This is a genomic window from Ruminococcoides bili (assembly GCF_040093295.1).
Lineage (GTDB): Bacteria > Bacillota > Clostridia > Oscillospirales > Acutalibacteraceae > Ruminococcoides > Ruminococcoides intestinale_A.
This window is the reverse complement of record NZ_JBBNJY010000001.1, coordinates 26,996-45,695: the sequence shown is the minus strand read 5'-3', so window position 1 is coordinate 45,695 and position 18,700 is coordinate 26,996. Positions and strand designations below refer to the sequence as shown.

Annotated in this window: 19 protein-coding genes; all 19 read left to right on the top strand. The window is 39.7% G+C overall.

What is annotated here, in order from left to right; all coding sequences use genetic code 11:
• Positions 1-8 precede the first annotated feature (8 nt).
• Positions 9-929 (top strand): DNA-binding protein WhiA, encoded by a 921-nt coding sequence (gene whiA / locus AAAY30_RS00245; RefSeq protein ID WP_186934611.1) that lies wholly within the window; start codon positions 9-11, stop codon positions 927-929.
• The gene (xseB, locus tag AAAY30_RS00240) at positions 929-1,150 is read left to right on the top strand and encodes an exodeoxyribonuclease VII small subunit (protein ID WP_186934612.1); all 222 of its coding nucleotides are present in this window, start codon (positions 929-931) and stop codon (positions 1,148-1,150) included. Before whiA ends, xseB begins: the two co-directional genes overlap by 1 nt.
• On the top strand, positions 1,150-2,022 hold the full coding sequence (locus AAAY30_RS00235) for a polyprenyl synthetase family protein (RefSeq protein ID WP_302483994.1): 873 nt from the start codon (positions 1,150-1,152) through the stop codon (positions 2,020-2,022). The genes xseB and AAAY30_RS00235 overlap by 1 nt, the downstream gene beginning before the upstream one ends.
• A gap of 37 nt (positions 2,023-2,059) precedes the next feature.
• Positions 2,060-3,937 carry a 1-deoxy-D-xylulose-5-phosphate synthase gene (gene dxs / locus AAAY30_RS00230; RefSeq protein WP_499215653.1) on the top strand — a complete coding sequence of 626 codons (1,878 nt, stop codon included), beginning with the start codon at positions 2,060-2,062 and terminating at the stop codon, positions 3,935-3,937.
• A complete protein-coding gene (locus AAAY30_RS00225) occupies positions 3,937-4,740 on the top strand; it encodes a TlyA family RNA methyltransferase (RefSeq protein ID WP_022235437.1) in 804 nt (267 codons plus the stop codon). The genes dxs and AAAY30_RS00225 overlap by 1 nt, the downstream gene beginning before the upstream one ends.
• Before the next feature lie 42 nt (positions 4,741-4,782).
• The gene (locus AAAY30_RS00220; RefSeq protein WP_022235438.1) at positions 4,783-5,640 is read left to right on the top strand and encodes an NAD(+)/NADH kinase; all 858 of its coding nucleotides are present in this window, start codon (positions 4,783-4,785) and stop codon (positions 5,638-5,640) included.
• Positions 5,640-6,086 (top strand): arginine repressor, encoded by a 447-nt coding sequence (gene argR / locus AAAY30_RS00215; protein WP_022235439.1) that lies wholly within the window; start codon positions 5,640-5,642, stop codon positions 6,084-6,086. The genes AAAY30_RS00220 and argR overlap by 1 nt, the downstream gene beginning before the upstream one ends.
• A 16-nt stretch (positions 6,087-6,102) precedes the next feature.
• Entirely contained in the window at positions 6,103-7,776 is a 1,674-nt protein-coding gene (gene recN / locus AAAY30_RS00210) for a DNA repair protein RecN (protein ID WP_252559910.1), read from the top strand.
• Between the two features lie 35 nt (positions 7,777-7,811).
• The gene (gene recJ / locus AAAY30_RS00205; protein WP_486967585.1) at positions 7,812-9,854 is read left to right on the top strand and encodes a single-stranded-DNA-specific exonuclease RecJ; all 2,043 of its coding nucleotides are present in this window, start codon (positions 7,812-7,814) and stop codon (positions 9,852-9,854) included.
• Positions 9,854-12,052, top strand: coding sequence for a RelA/SpoT family protein (locus AAAY30_RS00200; protein WP_252559908.1), 2,199 nt, complete (start codon positions 9,854-9,856; stop codon positions 12,050-12,052). The genes recJ and AAAY30_RS00200 overlap by 1 nt, the downstream gene beginning before the upstream one ends.
• 1 nt (position 12,053) lies before the next feature.
• Positions 12,054-12,509: a D-aminoacyl-tRNA deacylase gene (gene dtd, locus AAAY30_RS00195; protein ID WP_022235443.1), complete on the top strand. Its 456-nt coding sequence runs from the start codon at positions 12,054-12,056 to the stop codon at positions 12,507-12,509.
• A gap of 21 nt (positions 12,510-12,530) precedes the next feature.
• Positions 12,531-13,157 carry an MBL fold metallo-hydrolase gene (locus AAAY30_RS00190; protein WP_499215654.1) on the top strand — a complete coding sequence of 209 codons (627 nt, stop codon included), beginning with the start codon at positions 12,531-12,533 and terminating at the stop codon, positions 13,155-13,157.
• Between the two features lies 1 nt (position 13,158).
• A complete protein-coding gene (hemZ, locus tag AAAY30_RS00185) occupies positions 13,159-14,598 on the top strand; it encodes a coproporphyrinogen dehydrogenase HemZ (protein ID WP_370743486.1) in 1,440 nt (479 codons plus the stop codon).
• A 69-nt stretch (positions 14,599-14,667) separates the two neighbouring features.
• Positions 14,668-15,057, top strand: a complete 390-nt coding sequence (locus tag AAAY30_RS00180; protein WP_178586454.1) for a zinc ribbon domain-containing protein — start codon at positions 14,668-14,670, stop codon at positions 15,055-15,057.
• Positions 15,058-15,099: 42 nt separating this feature from the next.
• Complete coding sequence (locus AAAY30_RS00175; RefSeq protein WP_303248138.1) at positions 15,100-16,896, top strand: putative polysaccharide biosynthesis protein; 1,797 nt, start codon at positions 15,100-15,102, stop codon at positions 16,894-16,896.
• Between the two features lie 78 nt (positions 16,897-16,974).
• The gene (gene mazG / locus AAAY30_RS00170; protein WP_195410066.1) at positions 16,975-17,769 is read left to right on the top strand and encodes a nucleoside triphosphate pyrophosphohydrolase; all 795 of its coding nucleotides are present in this window, start codon (positions 16,975-16,977) and stop codon (positions 17,767-17,769) included.
• A gap of 17 nt (positions 17,770-17,786) precedes the next feature.
• Positions 17,787-18,062: a non-specific DNA-binding protein Hbs gene (locus AAAY30_RS00165; protein ID WP_022235449.1), complete on the top strand. Its 276-nt coding sequence runs from the start codon at positions 17,787-17,789 to the stop codon at positions 18,060-18,062.
• Positions 18,063-18,116: 54 nt separating this feature from the next.
• Positions 18,117-18,359, top strand: coding sequence for an RNA-binding S4 domain-containing protein (locus tag AAAY30_RS00160; protein ID WP_186934620.1), 243 nt, complete (start codon positions 18,117-18,119; stop codon positions 18,357-18,359).
• A 67-nt stretch (positions 18,360-18,426) separates the two neighbouring features.
• Positions 18,427-18,699 carry a sporulation protein YabP gene (gene yabP, locus AAAY30_RS00155; protein ID WP_022235451.1) on the top strand — a complete coding sequence of 91 codons (273 nt, stop codon included), beginning with the start codon at positions 18,427-18,429 and terminating at the stop codon, positions 18,697-18,699.
• Position 18,700: the final 1 nt, after the last annotated feature.

Genomic DNA, 18,700 nt, shown 5'->3' with positions numbered 1-18,700 from the left:
TGTAAATAGTGTCGTTTTCCTCCGAAGTTAAAAAGGAGCTTTGCTCTGTTAATGCTGTAGATACCGAACAAAAAAAGGCAGAGCTTTACGGCCTACTTATTTTCTCTAAGGTATTTAAAAAAGATAAAATTGTTCTTACAACCGAAAACAGTGATGTTTCTAAAAAAGTGACGGATTTGCTTGAAGAACTTTATATGCCGATTATCGAAAAAGAAACCACTTTGCGTGTCAGAACCACAGAGCATCACCTTTCTAAAATTTCACTTATAAATGCCGATGACTGTTTAAGAATTTTTGATGATTACGGTCATCACGACAATGATATATCGCTAAGAGTAAACAGAGCCAATATAAGCAGTGACGAACTTGTGGCGGCTTTTTTACGAGGAGCTTTTGAGGGCTGCGGTTCGGTGTCTGACCCAATGAAAAGTTACCACGCCGAGTTTTGTGTGCCGCATAAAAATCTTTCGGTCGATTTGTGTAAAATTCTTTCGGAAATACCCGAATGTGATTTTACGCCGAAAACAGTTGTGCGCAACGGCAGTTATGTTGTCTATTTTAAAGGCAGTGAGCAAATTTGTGATTTGCTTACATACATAGGCGCAACAAATTGTGCTATGGAAATTATGGGTACAAAGGCTGTAAAACAGGTGCGCAATAACATTAACAGGCGCATAAACAGTGAGGTTGCCAATATAACCAAAATTGCGTCTGCTTCCGCAAAGCAGCTTGCGGCGATACAAAAAATCAAAGACAAAAAGGGAATAGAGTCTTTGCCCGACGATTTAAGAGAAATAGCCGTGTTAAGACTTGAAAATCCCGAAATGTCGCTGAGAGATTTGGGACAAAACCTTTCTGTGCCGATAAGCCGCAGCGGCGCAAACCACAGAATGAACAGATTACTTGAATATGCAGAGGATCTTGAATAATGAATAAAAAATTAACTTTTGAACAAGCTGACGCTAAACTTGACGAGGTTGTGGCTAAACTTGAAAATTCACAACTTCCGCTCAAAGAAAGTGTTGATTGCTACACAGAGGCTTGCGAATTACTTGCTTTTTGTATGCAGGAACTTTCGGAAAGCAAAGGCAAAATTGAAGATATTAATACAAAGTTAAATAATATTTGTACTACAGACGGTGATGAATAATGACTGATTATATAAAACAAACCGAACAGGCTCTTTATGATTATTTGCCTGACTTAAATTGCAGAGAAAAAGAACTTATCAAGTCTATGAAATACAGCCTTGAGGCAGGCGGAAAAAGAGTAAGACCTAATCTTGTATTCAGTTTTAACGAACTTTGCAATGGCAAGACCGAGGCTGCTGTATCTTTTGCTTGTGCGGTTGAGATGATACACACATATTCGCTTATTCACGATGATCTGCCTTGTATGGATAATGACGATATGCGCAGAGGCAAACCGTCAAATCATAAGGTGTACGGTGAAGATATTGCTTTGCTTGCGGGAGATGCATTGCAGTCGCTCGCTTTTGAAATTATGACAAGCGACAAGGCAATCAGCCAAAGCTCGGCTGCTGCGTGTTGTAAAGCTGTAAATACCCTTGCGGCTTATTGCGGTGCAAGAGGTATGGTCGGCGGTCAGGTTATTGACCTTATTAATGAAAATAAATCAGCACCGATTGAAGTGTTGAGAGAAATGGATTATAAAAAAACAGCTTGTCTTATAAAGGCGGCTTGTGAGCTTGGATGTATTTCTGCGAATGCTGATGATAAACTTATAAAATCAGCATCTGAATACGGCGAGTGTATAGGTATTGCTTTCCAGATCCAGGACGATATTCTTGATGTTACTTCCACTGACGAAGAACTCGGAAAACCTGTAGGCAGTGACAACGAAAACGCTAAGTCAACATATGTGTCGCTTCTCGGTATAGAAAAGTGCAGAGAACTTGTTGCTGAACTTACAGATAAGGCAAAAACGGCTCTTAATGCTTTTGACGGTGATACAACGGCTTTGTGCGATTTTGCGGATTACCTTGCAAGCCGTAAAAAATAATTTATAGTGAAAATGAAAAAGGATAAGGAGGGAGAAAATGGGTGACTATGAGTTACTGTCAAAAATAAAATCGCCTGCCGATGTAAAAAGACTTGATGAAAAAGATTTGGCGAAATTATGCAGTGAAATACGAGAAAAATTGATTGAAACCGTATCGCTCAACGGCGGTCACCTTTCTCCGAATTTAGGCGTTGTGGAACTTACCGTGGCACTCCACAGAACTTTTAATTTGCCCAAAGACAGCATTGTATGGGATGTGGGACATCAGAGTTATACTCATAAATTGCTTACGGGAAGATTTGACGATTTTTATACATTGCGCCAAAAAGGCGGCATTTCGGGTTTCCCTAAACGCAGTGAAAGCAAGTATGATGATTTTAATACAGGCCACAGCAGTACATCTATTTCTGCGGCATACGGTATTGCAAGAGCAAAGATGTTAAGCGGAGATCAGAGCCATACGGTTGCCGTAATCGGTGACGGCTCATTTACGGGCGGACTTGCTTTTGAGGCAATGAACAATGCCGGACGATTCAAAAAGAATTTTATTGTTATTCTTAATGACAATAAAATGTCAATTTCTAAAAATGTCGGTGCTTTTCCGAGATATCTTACCACAGTAAGAATACAGCCGTGGTATATAAGAGTAAAGAAAAATACGGAAAAGGTGCTTTCTAAAATTCCTCTGTTCGGCAGACCGATAAGCGCATTTTTAAGAAGAAGTAAGTCAAAAATTAAAAATCTTGTGTACAAAAACACTTTGTTTGATTGCTTTGGCTTTACATATATCGGTCCTATTGACGGTCACGATATACCGGAACTCGAAAATGCACTTTCAGCCGCAAAGAAAATCAATTCACCCGTACTTTTGCATGTTGTTACTAAGAAAGGCAAGGGATATTTACCTGCCGAAGAAAATCCGGGCACTTTCCACGGAATCGGCAAATTCGATATTGATTCGGGCGAACCTATATCTTCTCATAAAGGATTTTCTGCTGAATTCGGTAACACACTTTGTGAACTTGCGGAAAAAGATAAAAAAATCTGTGCTATTACCGCCGCAATGGCAAAGGGAACGGGACTTGAGAAATTTTCTATCTATAATAAAGAAAGATTTTTTGATGTCGGAATTGCGGAAGAACACGCCGTGACTTTTGCGTGCGGACTTGCCTCAAAGGGTATGCGTCCTGTATTTGCGGTTTATTCGACATTTTTACAGAGGTCATATGACCAGATTATACACGATGCGGCAATGAGCGGACTGCACATTGTGCTTGCTATTGACAGAGCGGGAATTGTCGGTGATGACGGCGAAACACATCAGGGCGTATTTGATGTATCTATGCTTAATTCAATTCCGAATGTCACAATTTTTTCTCCGACATATTTTGACGGACTGAAATGTGCGCTTAATTCCGCAATTTATGTTTGCAACAATGTTGCCGCCGTAAGATACCCTCGTGGCGGTGAACTTTATAAGCCCGATGATTTTGGCGAAGAAAGCATTACTTATGATGTTTACGGCAACAAAGATTTCGGCAAGCTGATTATCACTTACGGCAGATTATTCTCTTATGCCTGCAAAGCAAAAGAAATGCTTGCGGAAAAAGGCATAGAAGTTTGTATTTTAAAACTTTGTAAAATCAAACCGATTGACCCGTCGGCATTTGATTTTGCAACCGAATTTAATACGGTGTGGTTTTTTGAAGAGGGAATAAAAACAGGCAGTGTTGCCAGAAATTTCGGTGATGCTTTGCTTGCAAGACAGTTTAACGGCTGTTATCATATAAAAACCATTGGCGATAAATTTGTAAAACAGATGTCGGTATCCGAGGCTTTGCATATGCTCAAACTCGATGCAGAGGGGATGGCTGATGTAGTCTTGGAAGACCTTGACAGGATTGGAAACAGATAATGAAAAAAAGACTTGATATACTCGTATATGAAAACGGATTTACTGACAGCCGTGAAAAGGCAAAAGCTGTAATTATGGCAGGTCAGGTATATGTGGATAACCAGAAAGCCGACAAATGCGGTCAGAGCTATGATGAAAACTGCAAAATTGAAGTGCGTGGTTCAACTCAAAAATATGTAAGCCGTGGCGGACTGAAACTTGAAAAAGCTATAAATAATTTTGATTTTGACTTAAACGGAAAAATCACTATGGATATAGGTGCTTCGACAGGCGGATTTACCGACTGTATGCTGCAAAACGGCGCAAAGAAAGTTTATTCCATTGATGTAGGTTACGGTCAGCTTGCTTGGAAACTCAGAAACGATGAAAGGGTTGTAAACCTTGAACGCACAAATATGAGAAAGGTTACAAGGGAGCAAGTGCCTGATGAAATTGACTTTTTCTCGGTTGATGTTTCTTTTATTTCTCTCAAGCTTATTTTACCTGTGGCAAGGCAACTTATGGCTGAAAACGCACAGGCTGTTTGCCTTATTAAGCCGCAGTTTGAGGCAGGCAGAGAAAAGGTAGGCAAAAAGGGCGTTGTGCGTGATCCTGCCGTGCATATTGAAGTTGTACGGAATATTTTTAATTTCTGCCTTGAAAACGGCTTTGATGTTTTAAATCTTGATTATTCACCGATCAAAGGTCCGGAGGGCAATATAGAGTATCTCATTCACTTGAGAAAGAGTGATGACCCCAAGTCATATACAGAGATTACTCCTGAAGAACTTGTCAAAAATTCTCATAGTCAGCTTGATAAATAAGCAATAAGATATTATTGCCTGTACAAGAAAGGAAGGGCAGTTATGAAAATAGCTGTAGTGGTTAATCTCAGCAAGGAAAAAGCAATTTCCTGTGCAAAAGAGATAGCAATACTTTTTCTTGGAGAAAACGCTGATGTAGTTATGCTCAGCGAATGTAAACCTTTTTATAAAGGAATAAATATAAGTTATGTCGATACCATTGACGAGCTTTTCGGCTGTTGTGACGCAGCGGTAACGGCGGGCGGTGACGGTACTATTATTCATGCCGCAAAATATGCTGCGGTAAATAATGTTCCGCTTATAGGCGTAAATGTTGGCAGGCTCGGCTTTGCTGCAGACCTTGAACCCGATGATATCGGCAGATTAAAAAAGCTTGTAAATAAAGAATATACAACAGAAAAAAGAATACTTCTTGATGTCGAGGTAAACAAAGACGGTGAAACAAAGCATTATCTTGCGGTAAATGACGCTGTAATTGCAAGAGGTCAGTTTTCAAAAATAATTGATATTAATTTGTATCTGGATGATGAATGGATTGCAAAATACAGAGCCGACGGTTTGCTTTTTGCTACCCCTACAGGTTCAACGGCTTATTCTCTTTCGGCAGGCGGTCCTATAGTTGCACCGCAGACGGACTGCATTATTGCCACTCCTGTCTGTCCCCATTCATTACATTCACGCTCGGTCTTGTTTGACGGCAGTGCAAGTCTTGCGGTTACGGTTCAAATTCCTGCCGATTGCTGTTGCTTACTTACTGTTGACGGCGAAAAAAATGTTGATATTCTTTCGGAAGACACAGTCAAAATCAAAAAATCAGAGCTTTGTCTTGAGCTTATTTCGTTGAGAAAGCGTAATTTCTTTAAGCTGCTTAACGAAAAGCTGAAAGAGAGGGAAATGTAATGAAATCAGGACGACACGCAAGAATACTTGAGCTTATTTCAGAACAGTCTATAGAAACTCAAGACGATCTTCTTAATTGCCTTAAGCGTGACGGTTACAAGGCTACGCAGGCGACAATTTCAAGAGATATAAAAGACCTTCGCCTTGTAAAGGCACTTGATTCAGACGGAAAATACCGTTATATGTCACCCGCAAAAAATCAAAATGAAAAAAAATCAAGTCTTAAGTCAATGTTTTCCACAGCCGTAAATTCTATAGATGCGGCTCAAAACATTGTTGTTATAAGAACTATGGTAGGTATGGCACAGGCGGTTTGTACTTCGCTTGATTCACTTGACCACTCGGAAATTGTAGGAACTATTGCAGGCGACGATACTATTTTTGTTGCTTGCCGTACCGTAAATGACGCAGTTAATCTTACCGAGGAGCTTAAAAAGCTGCTCTGAACAGGGATGATGTTATATGCTTACAACTTTATATATAGAAAATATAGCGGTTATCGAAAAGACTTCAATTGACTTTTCGCAGGGACTTAATGTACTTACAGGTGAAACCGGTGCAGGTAAAAGTATTATTATAGATTCAATCAACGCTATTATGGGACAGCGTACTTCAAAAGAACTTGTGCGCACCGGCGCAAAAACAGCGCTTGTAACCGCACAGTTTGATGATGTAAACGATACCGTAAAAGCAAAGCTTGCGGAACTTGGATACAACAATGAAGATGACGATACTTTAATATTGCAGCGTACGATTTCCGCAACGGGAAAAAGCAGTTGTAAAATCAACGCAAGACCTGCGAGTGTTACTGTATTAAAAGAGGTTGCGAAAAATCTTATTAATATTCACGGTCAGCACGAAAGTTACGAACTTTTTTCGCCTGATACACATATAGATTATATCGACAGCTTTGGCGAATTAAAAAACGAGCTTGAAGATTACCGAGAAAAATATAAAAAGTATAAGGCACTGAAAAAGCAACTTAACGAGGCTAACTCAGATGAGTCTGCAAGATTGCACGAAATTGATTTGCTTACCTATCAGACAACAGAGCTTTTCAATGCCGATGTTCAGCCCGATGAGATAGAACAGCTTGAAAACGAACGCATTATTCTGATGAATTCCGAAAAGATTTTTACTCTGCTTAATGATTCGAGAGAACTTCTTGACGGAGATGAAAGAACCGCAGGCGGTATTGAGGCTGTTGAAAGTGCGATGAATTATATTCAGAGAGCGGCGTCACTCAATGCGGATTATGAAAGTATTTCCGAGAGCATCACGGATGTTTATTATAATCTGAGAGATTGTATAGAGTCGATTTCCGATGCCGCCGATTCGGTTGAAAGCGATCCTCAAAGGCTTGAAGAAATTGATGAAAGACTTGATTTGTTAAATCGTCTTACAAGAAAGTACGGCTGCGAATGTAATGAATTACCTGCACTTGCCGAAAAAATGCAGACAAGACTTGAAGAACTTTTAAGCTATGATAAGAACAGAGATCAGCTTGAGGCTGACTATAAAGAATCCGAATACAATGCAAGGGTTTCCGCACAAAAATTAAGTTCAATACGAAAAAAGACGGCAAAAGTATTTTCTGAACGAGTGCGTGAAGAAATGAGCTTTTTAAATATGCCGAATGTTCAGATAGTAACTCAATTTGAAAATACAGACTTTTACGAAAAAGGAACAGACAAGGTAGAATTTCTTATTTCCGCAAACCCCGGCGAACCGCCAAGACCGGTGGCAAAGATTGCCTCGGGCGGTGAGCTTTCAAGAATGATGCTTGCAATAAAGACAGTGCTTGCAAGCACAGAAGATATAGATACTTTGATTTTTGATGAGGTCGATACAGGTATTTCGGGTTCAGCCGCTCAAAAGGTCGGATTAAAACTCAAAGAAGTTTCAAAAAGCAGTCAGGTGCTCTGCGTAACACATCAGGCACAGCTTGCGGCGCTTGCCGACGCTCATTATCTTATAAGCAAACAGGTCGAGGACGGCAGAACATTTACGCAGGTAAAGCTGCTTGACTTTGACGGCAGAAAGCATGAGCTTGCAAGAATAATAGGTGGCGTAAATATTACAGACGCAGCACTTGCACATGCCGAATCAATGCTTAAAGAGAGTGAAATTTTGTAAGCGGCAGTTAAAAGGTAATTAAGGAGAATGGCATTTTGAAGAATTGGATAGTATCCGAAATCAACAAGGATGAAGCAAAAAGAATACAAACAGAATACGGATTACCTCCAATACTTGCAATGTTGTTGCAGATCAGAGGCATTACAAAAAGAGAGGAAATCGAGAATTTTTTGCAGAACGACAGCGTTATTGCATCACCTTTTGAAATTAAAGATATGAAAAAAGGTGCTGACAGAATTTTATCTGCAATTGACAATGATGAGCTTATATGCGTTTACGGAGATTACGATGCTGACGGCGTCACTTCTACGGCACTTTTGTACTCTTATCTTGAAACGGTCGGTGCAAACGCTATGTACTATATTCCGTCAAGAGAAACAGAAGGTTACGGAATGAATAAAGGCGCAATTGATATTCTCGCTGAAAAGGGAGTAAAGTTGATTGTTACTGTCGATAACGGAATAGCCGCTGTGGAAGAAATTGATTACGCAAACTCTCTCGGTATTGACACTGTAATTACTGATCACCACCAACCGACGGGAAAAATACCCAATGCTGTTGCGGTAATCGATATGCATCAATCCGACTGCCCGAGTAAGTACAAAATGCTTTCGGGTGTCGGTGTAGCCTTTAAATTGGTTATGGCGCTTGAGGGCGAAAACTGCGATGTATCGTCCCTGCTTGACAATTACTCTGACCTGCTCTGTATAGGAACAGTCGGAGATATTGTGGAATTAAAAAGCGAAAACAGAGTGTTTGTCAAGCGTGGACTTGTTAATATTCAGGAAAGCGACAGAGCAGGTATTAATGCTCTTATTGAAACCGCAGGAATTGCCGGCAAAAAGATTACTTCGGGCAATGTATCGTTTACACTTGTTCCGAGAATAAATGCGGTCGGCAGGCTCGGCTTTTCGGGAAAATCGGTTTCACTGCTGCTGACCGATGATGAAAACGAGGCAATGAGTATTGCAAAACAGCTTAATGAAGATAACAACGAGCGTAAGGAAATCGAAAAAAATATATTAATGAAGATTGACGAAATGGTCAAAGCAAATCCTCATATTACAAATGACCGTGTGCTTGTTATCGACGGCGAGGGTTGGCATCAGGGCGTTATCGGAATCGTGGCGGCAAAGGTCAAAGAATTTTTCGGTAAGCCTACTGTTATTATTTCCCGTGACGGAGAAGAGGCAAAGGGCTCGGGCAGAAGTGTTGAGGGATTTTCCCTTTGTGATGCGGTTTTTGCCTGCTCGGATTTACTTACACATTGCGGCGGTCACCCTATGGCGGCAGGACTTTCACTAAAAAGCAAAAATATTGAATTGTTCCGCCAAAGAATTAACGAATATGCCCTTAAGCAGGAAAATATGCCGTTTAATGCGTGTAATATTGACTGCAGGTTAAATCCTGCTTTAATAAGCGTTCAGCTTGTTGAACCGCTTGCGTATCTTGCTCCTTACGGTGCGGGTAATCCTACACCGCTTGTCGGGTTGTATAAAATGACTCTTTCACAGATTACTCCGCTGTCACAAAATAAGCATTTAAGGCTGCAGTTTAAACGCAATAATTCGACAGTATCGGTTATGAATTTCTTTACCACGCAACAGGAATTTCCTTATAAAGTAGGAGATGTACTTGACCTTGCGGTTACGCTCGATATAAACGAATTTAACGGTCAACGCAATGTTTCCGTAATATTAAAGGAAATAAAACCGTCAGTGCTTGATACCAAAGACTTCTTGCAAAGTCAGAGGAACTACGAAGATTTTAAACTCGGTTTAAATCTTACAAATGCGCAAATAACCGATCTTTTGCCTACTCGTGAAGATTTTGCAATACTATATGTATTCTTAAGAAAATCGGGAGGCTATGCCTATCCTATCGAAACGCTTGTACATAAACTTGATTATAAATTGTCTATCGGAAAAATCAGGATTATTCTTGACGCAATGAGCGAACTGTCGCTTATTGAGGTGATTGAAGGAATAAACAGCGCACAAATCAGAGTTTCCGAAGTGTCGCAAAAGGTTGATCTTAATTCAGCCGATACGGTTATAAAATTGAGGGGGATGCAGTAATGAGTAAATATTCAGGAATAGCACATTATCAGGATTTCAACGAGCTTGTAAAGTTGCTTGGCCAGTCAAACAGTACATATGATATTGACAAAATTACAAAAGCATACAAGTTTGCCGAAAAGGCTCATGGCGACCAAAGAAGAGTGTCGGGCATTCCTTATATTCTGCACCCGACTTCCGTTGCCTGTATTCTTGCCGAACTCGGTATGGATACAGACGCAATCTGCGCCGCACTTCTTCACGATGTTGTTGAGGATACTCCTACAACGCTTGAGGAAGTTGAAAAACTTTTCGGTGCGGATGTTGCAAGGCTGATTGACGGTGTTACCAAGATTTCAAAAATCGCTTTTTCTTCAAGAGAGCAAAGACAGGCAGAAAACATCAGAAAAATGCTTATTGCAATGGCAAACGACATCAGAGTAATTATTATTAAACTTGCCGACCGTTTGCATAATATGCGTACAATAAGCTGTATGCCTGAGCAGAGCAGAAGAGATAAGGCTCACGAAAATATGCAGGTATATGCTCCTATTGCGCACCGCCTCGGTATCAAAACCATAAAAGACGAGCTTGAGGATTTGTCTTTGCAGTACCTTGACCCGATTGGTTACAAGGAGATTGAAGATGCTATCAGCCTTTCGGAAAACGACCGTGACAAGTTTATTGAATCTATAAAAAATCAAATTCTTGAAAAAACAAATAATATAATAAAAAATGTTTACATAAGCGGCAGAGTAAAGAGTGTTTACAGTATTTACCGCAAAACATTTATGCAGGGCAAAACAATTGACCAAATTTTTGATGTCTTTGCAGTGCGTGTAATTGTAGATACCGTATCGGATTGTTATAATGTACTCGGCGTAGTTCACGATATTTTTAAACCTATTCCGAACCGTTTTAAAGATTATATTTCTATGCCTAAGCCGAATATGTATCAGTCATTGCACACAACCGTACTTGACAAAAGAGCCATTCCTTTTGAAGTTCAGATAAGAACATGGGAAATGCACTACACCGCTGAATACGGTATCGCAGCGCACTGGAAGTATAAACTCGGTATGGGTGCGGGCGGAAAAGGCGAAAGTACCCGCCTTGCCGAAAACATCGAGAAAGTCAAAAATATGATTCTCGATCAGCTTGAAGCCGAAGATGTAACGGATATTGCAAAGAATATCAGAAATGACTTTGAAGAAAACGATGTTTATGTATTTACACCAAAGGGCGATGTAATGGTTATACCGAACGGTTCAACCCCTATTGACCTCGCCTATATTATTCACACACAGGTAGGACACCGAATGGTCGGCGCTAAAGTAAACGGAAAAATCGTGCCGATTGACTATAAATTAAAAACGGGTGAAATCTGCGAGATTATTACTCAAAAAGAAGAGCATCCTAATAAAGCATGGATAGATATTTGTAAGACTGCTTCTGCAAAGTCAAAAATTCGTCAGTGGTATAAGCACGAAAAGCGTGACGAAAACATTGCCGAAGGTAAGCAGATGCTTGAAAAAGAATTTAAGCGCAACGGCATTAATCTTTCCGATGAAGAGTTTGTTGAGTTTATTGAAAAAATGCTTATGAAAAAGCAGTATGTAACTCTCGACGATGTTTATGCCGCAATCGGTTACGGCGGTATTCAGCTTTGGAAAGTTATGCCGAGAATTAAGGAAGAATACCAGAAAACCTATGCCGCAGATATAGAAAAAATCGAAGTTCCGCAAGCTCCCCGTAAAAAGCCAAAGGCATCTTCGGGTGTTGTAATTGAGGGCACAGACGATGTTCTGGTTAAGTTCTCAAATTGTTGTAATCCTTTGCCGGGCGATGAGATTATAGGTTATATTACGAGAGGTTACGGAGTATCAATCCATAAGAGGGAATGTACAAATGTTCCTAAGAATCTTAATGACTGCGAAGAACCTGAAAGATGGGTAAGCTGTTATTGGGAAGACAAGGCAGGAGAGGCATTCCGCAGTACATTGCAGATTATTGCTACCGACAGAACAGGACTTCTTGCAGATGTAACAATCAAACTTTCAAATATGCACATCTTTATTCATTCTCTTAATTCAAGAGAAGTCGGCGACGGCAAAGCTATGGTAACCGCTACTATTGATGTTACAGGTAAAAATCACCTTAAAGGTGTAATTTCAAAACTTTCTGACATCAGCGGAATTATTGAGATTAAGAGGTTATAATATGAAAGCAATATTACAAAGAGTTACTTTTGCGGAAGTAAAGGTTGACGGCAATACAGTCGGTAAGATTGACAACGGATTTTTAATTCTGCTCGGTGTTGCGGAGGGTGATACCGAAAAAGAGGCAGACGCACTTTCGTCAAAGATTGCAACTTTGCGGGTATTTACCGATGAAAACGATAAAATGAATCTGTCGCTTGCGGATATTGACGGTGAAGTGCTTGTTATTTCAAATTTTACGCTTTATGCAGATTGTTCGCACGGCAGACGACCAAATTTTATGAAAGCCGCCAAGCCCGATATTGCAGAGCCTTTATATGAATATTTTTGTAAAAAGATGCTCGACAACGGTGTTCGTAAGGCAGAAAAGGGAATATTCGGTGCCGATATGAAAGTATCTTTGCTTAATGACGGCCCTGTTACCATTGATATTGACACCCGTGATTTAAAATATTAACAATACAAGCAGGTAATGAAAATGATAGATTATAAAATTTTTAATGTTACCGATTTGGCTACAAATTGCGTATATCTTGTTGACAAGGAAACAGGCTGTAACGCAGTTGTGGACCCCGGTGCAAAGTCAGATAAACTTATTGAACAGATAAATGCAGACGGTGGAAAACTCACCTACGTTTTGCTTACTCACGGTCATTATGACCACATAACATTCGCAAAACAGCTTGCGGATATGTTTGGTGCAATGATTATAACGGGTAAAGCAAATGCAGAGTTTCTTTCCGATTCAACACTTAATCTTACCGCTTTTCATAATATAAGCCTTGAGCCGTTTAAAGCAGACGTTTATCTTGAGGACGGCGATACCTTTATGATCGGCGAAACTAAGGTGAAGTATATCAGCACACCCGGGCATACAAAGGGCTGCGGATGCTATATAACAGATAAACTTTTGATTTGCGGTGATACACTGTTTTGCGAATCATACGGCAGAACCGATTTACCGACAGGCAATAACAATGATATGGTAAACTCTATTAAAAAGCTAAAGCAGCTTGAGGGTGACTATATCGTAATCCCGGGTCACGGCCCGACATCTACTCTCGACCACGAGAAAAAATATAATCCTTTAATGAGCAGGGTTTGATATGAATTTATATGTAATTAATCATGGCTTTCACTATGAACTTGAAAATGTGGCAAGATTGTTTTTTCCTAATGAAAAAATAACGGTTGTGCGTGAATGCGAGCGTAAGGAAGAGCCGTATATATATACCGAAATGTCGGATAAACTGACAGTTGAGGTAAAGGCAGGAGATTTCAATAAATCTCTGAATACTGAAAATACAGGCGAAGATAATGAAAAGGAACTTTCGCTTGCACAGATGCTTTATAAACTTTTGTGTGAATTTACAGGCATAAATCAACCTTGGGGTTTGCTTACGGGTGTTCGTCCTATAAAACTTTTTAGGAATGTTTCAAATGAGCAGGGCTTTGAAAAGGCTAAAGAAATATTTGCAAACGACTACTATGTAAGTCCCGAAAAACTCGACCTTGCCGTAATGACGGAGGAAAACGAAAGAAAAATCATTGAGCTTTCCAAGCCCGATTCTTTCAGTTTATATGTGGGAGTTCCTTTTTGCCCGTCAAGATGCAGTTATTGTTCGTTTGTAATGTCATCTATAGAAAGAGCAAAAAAACTTGTAGACCCGTATGCCGATTTACTTTGCGAGGAGATTAAACTTACAGCCGAAATCGCCAATAAACTCGGACTAAGACTTGAAACCGTGTATTTTGGCGGCGGCACACCGACTACTCTTTCGGCAGAACAGCTTTCCAAGGTAATCGGTACTGTAAACGGTAATTTCAATATGTCAGCTTGCAGAGAATTTACGGTTGAGGCAGGCAGACCCGATACAATTACTGCCGAAAAGTTAAAGGCTTTAAAAGAAAATAATGTTGACAGAATAAGCATAAATCCACAGACATTAAATGACGATGTTCTGCGTGAGATAGGCAGAAAACATACTGTACAGCAGTTTTTTGACGCTTTTGCTCTTGCAAGAAAATGCGGTTTTACAAATATAAATACCGACCTTATCGCAGGTTTGCCGACAGATACTTACGAAAGTTTTAAAAAGTCGGTTGACGGTATTCTTGCACTTGACGCCGAATGTATTACAGTGCACACTCTTAGTATGAAACGCAGTTCCACACTTACCGAAAAAGGTGTTACGATTGACAGAGAGGGCGCAGAAACCACAAGAAAAATGCTCGAATATAATCAAAATGAACTTTTGAAAAAGAATTACATTCCGTATTATCTGTACAGACAGAGCAGAATGGCAGGCAACCTTGAAAATGTCGGTTGGTCTAAAAAAGGCTATGAAAGTCTTTACAATGTTTATGTTATGGACGAAACCCATACAATTCTCGGCTGCGGTTCGGGTGCTGTTACCAAACTCAAGAGAAATAATCCCGACTATCTCGAACGCATATTTAACTTTAAGTATCCGTATGAATATATTGACAGATTTGAGGAAATGATAAAAAGAAAAAATGCAATTTCGGCATTTTATACACAATAAATTTGTTGCTAATCCCGTGCAATAATGCTATAATAGCACAGATATATTATATAGAAAGGTATGACTGATATGGGAAAATTCGACGGTATTTTAGACGATGTTATTGTAAATGCAAAGGCAGCGGCGTCTGTTGTTTCTAAAAAAGCGTCTGATGTTTATGACAATTCAAAGCAAAAAATTGTTGCGGCTGAAATCAGAGCGGAAATTAACACCAAACTTAAAGAACTTGGTGCGCTCACTTATAAAAGTGTGGTACACGGTACTGATTTGTCAGACAAAATCAAAGAAAAATCCGCTGAAATTACAGAACTTAAAGAAAATCTTGATCTTATCAACGATAGCATTTCAGCAACAAAAAGTGTTACTTATTGCCCTGAATGCGGAAGTGATGTTCCTGAAAATTCAAAGTTCTGCAACAGCTGCGGCGCAAAGCTTGATGAAGATAAAGCACAGCTTTAATATTTGATTTTATTTTGATAATTTGGTAATGGGTGATTTAATTTGTCTAAAAAATACAATGCGATAAGTAATGCGGAGGAAAATATTTCTCATTCCTTTTTAAAAGGTGCGGCAATACTTACGCTGAGTATGGTTGTTGTAAAAATCATCGGACTTCTTGACCAGGTACTTCTTACAAACATTTACTCTATGTTTGGCGAAGAATACGCTACAATGGGTTCGGGTCTTTTCAGCAACGCATACGAAATTTTTGTTGTTATATTTACAGTTGCTACAGGAGGACTTCCTATTGCAATTTCCAGACTTGTATCAGAGAGTATAGCTCAAAAAAGATACAAGGATGTCAAGCTGATACATAAGGTATCAATTCCGTTTTTTTCAATAGTCGGCATTGTGTCATTTATGATAATGATTGCAGGCAGTTTTATTTATGTAAGAATAATTGATTCTCCGTATTCGATTTATGCAATGCTTTGCCTTGCTCCGACTATTCTTTTCGGCTGTCTTGTTTCTATTTACAGAGGCTATTTTGAGGGACAGAGAAATATGTTCCCGACTGCAATCTCTGAAATAATCGAGTCAGGCGTAAAACTTATTCTTGGTCTTACTTTTGCATACCTCGTTATGAAATTCGGTATGGACCAATATAATGCTACAGGAGAGTTCCTTTGGTTTACTTTTGAATCGCAGTATGACGCAATGAATACAATTCTTGCGTTTTCCGTAGCAGGTGCTATCTGCGGTATTTCTTCGGGCAGCTTTATGGCTTTTGTATTCTTATTGCTCCGCTTTAAAATCGGCGGTGACGGAATACCCGAAGAATATTACGAAAATTCTCTTGATGCACGCACAAAGAGAGAAACTTTTATACTTATGGTAAAAACTGCCGTGCCCACAGCAATGGGTGCTTTCATAATGAGTATGGGTTCGCTTATTGACCAGATTATTATTCAGCGTGTACTCAAAGAACTTGCGGTAACTAATCCACAGGCACTTATTGACCAGTACGGCAAATACGGTTTTACCGAATCAATTGTAAACGACCCTATTACAATTCACACTAAACTTTGGGGTTGTTATGCGGCAGCACTTAAACTTATGCAGCTTGTAACTGCGGTTACACAGGTATTCGGTTCAAGTGCCATGCCTAATGTTACAAGTGCATGGACAAAGGGCGACAAGAAAGTCCTTAAAACTTCAATGGAAACTGTATTCGGTATGACAATGATATTTACTCTTCCGATGGGTATAGGTCTTTGTGTCCTTGCACATCCGATTATGTCATTTATTTATACAAGTGAGTCTATTGCCGCTATCGGTGGTAATGTACTTATGCTTATGGGACTTACAACTATTTTTGCGGCTATTGAAACACCTATTTGCAGTATGCTGCAGGGCATAGGCAGAACAGATCTTCCTATGAAGTTGTATGCGTTCGGTATGGTTGTAAAAATCGGTATTACATGGATGTTTGTAAGTATTCCTTCCATCAATATTCAGGGCGCAACGGCAGGCTCGCTTATCGGTTACTTCTTGTCTTGTGTTGTAGGCATTTATCTGCTTATTAAACATTCAAAAATAAGAATAAACTTCTATACTACTGCAATCAAGCCTTTAATCGGCGCAGTAGCAAGCGGATTGACTGCTTATCTTGTAAATGCAGGCGTACTTATGGTTGCTCCGCACAGAGTTGCGACAATCTGCGCAATTATTGCTGCAATCATCGTTTACATCTTTGTTTTGTTAATATTGCGTACTTTTACTGCCACAGTAATAGAATTTTTGCCAAAAGGGGAAAAAATTGCAAAACTACTTGCAAAATTCCATCTTATTGGGTAAAATATTAATTATGATTGCGAATTTTTACTACTTGCGACATATTGCATAGTAAAGCTTTTGCCTGAGAGGAAGATTGAAATGGATTTTAAAGAAAAGTCGGAATACAAATTTGAAGATTTAGTTAAAATTGTAAAAATTCTCCGTGCTCCGGGCGGCTGTCCGTGGGACAGAGAACAGACTCACAAATCTATCCGTTCAAACTTCATTGAAGAAACCTATGAGGCTGTTGAGGCTATTGATACAGAGGATAATGACCTTTTAAAGGAAGAACTCGGAGATGTGCTCTTACAGGTCGCTCTTCATTCTGAAATTGAAAGCGAAAAAGGTACATTTAATATTGACGATGTATGTGACGGCGTTTGCAAAAAACTTATTATCCGTCATCCGCATGTATTTGGCAATGTAAATGCCGATACTACCGAACAGGTGCTCAAAAATTGGGACGCTATAAAGATGCAGACCAAAGAGCAGAAAACTCAAACACAGGCAATGGAAAGCGTTTCTAAGGCTTTGCCTTCACTTATGAGAAGTTCAAAGGTTCAGCAGAAAGCCGCAAAGGTCGGTTTTGACTGGAGCAATGCGGAAGATGCACTCGCTAAACTTTATGAAGAATGCGATGAACTAAAAGAGGCTGTCTCAAAGGGTGATACCGATAATCAGTATGAAGAGCTCGGAGATGTTCTTTTCTCTGCGGTAAATGTTGCAAGACTGTTAAAGATTGACAGTGAACACGCTCTTTACGATGCGTGCGACAAGTTTATAGGTCGTTTTTCAAAAGTTGAAGCGCTTGCAAAAGAGCGTGGAATTGATATGAAAAGCGCAACTTTGTCAGAGCTTGATTCCCTTTGGGATGAAGTAAAAATAAAAGAATAATTTGGAGGTCCATTGATATGAACAAAACAGAACTTATTTCAGCTGTTGCTGAGCAGAGCGGTCTTACTAAGAAAGATGCAGAAAAGGCAGTTACAGCAGTTATTGATACAATTATCGACTCTGTTGCCAAAGACGAGAAGGTACAGATTGCAGGCTTCGGTACATTTGAGCAGCGCCAGAGAAAGGCAAGAACAGGCAGCGACCCAAGAACAGGTAATCCAATCGAAATCGCAGCATCTAAGGTTCCGGCTTTCAAGGCAGGCAAGGTATTTAAGGATACTGTAAATCAGTAATTGATTTTTCGGAGTCGGCGTTTGTCGGCTCCTTTTTTTGTCGGAGGTGAAACAATGCGACTTGATAAATATTTAAAAGTTTCAAGACTTATTAAACGCAGAACTATTGCTAACGAGGCTTGCGACGCAGGTAAAGTAAGCGTGAACGGTAAAGAAGCGAGAGCGTCATACGATGTAAAAGTCGGAGATGTAATCGAAATTACTCTCGGTTCAAGAAGTGTCAAAGTAAAGGTTACAGCCGTAAAGGAAGTTGTCCGTAAAGAGGAAGCCGATACAATGTATGAGGCTGTAGTTTAATTGAAAATGTAATATTTTTGCTTTAATCTCCGTATAAATTAAGTAGCATTTATACGGAGGTATTTTTATGAGTGAAATTCCAAAAGGAAAAAATCATACTCTTATGCTTGATGCACGAGGTAAACTTATGCTTACGGGTGCGGAAGATGTAAGCGGTTTTAACGAAGAAACGGTGTCTGTACTTACCTCGTGCGGCAGATTGATTATTAAGGGAGAACGACTGCATATTGACAAATTGAATCTTGAATCGGGTGAAGTGTCAATTGACGGAAAAATAAATGCTATGCAGTATATAGGCAATGATAATTCCCGCTCAAGACTTTCTAAACTTTTTAAATAGG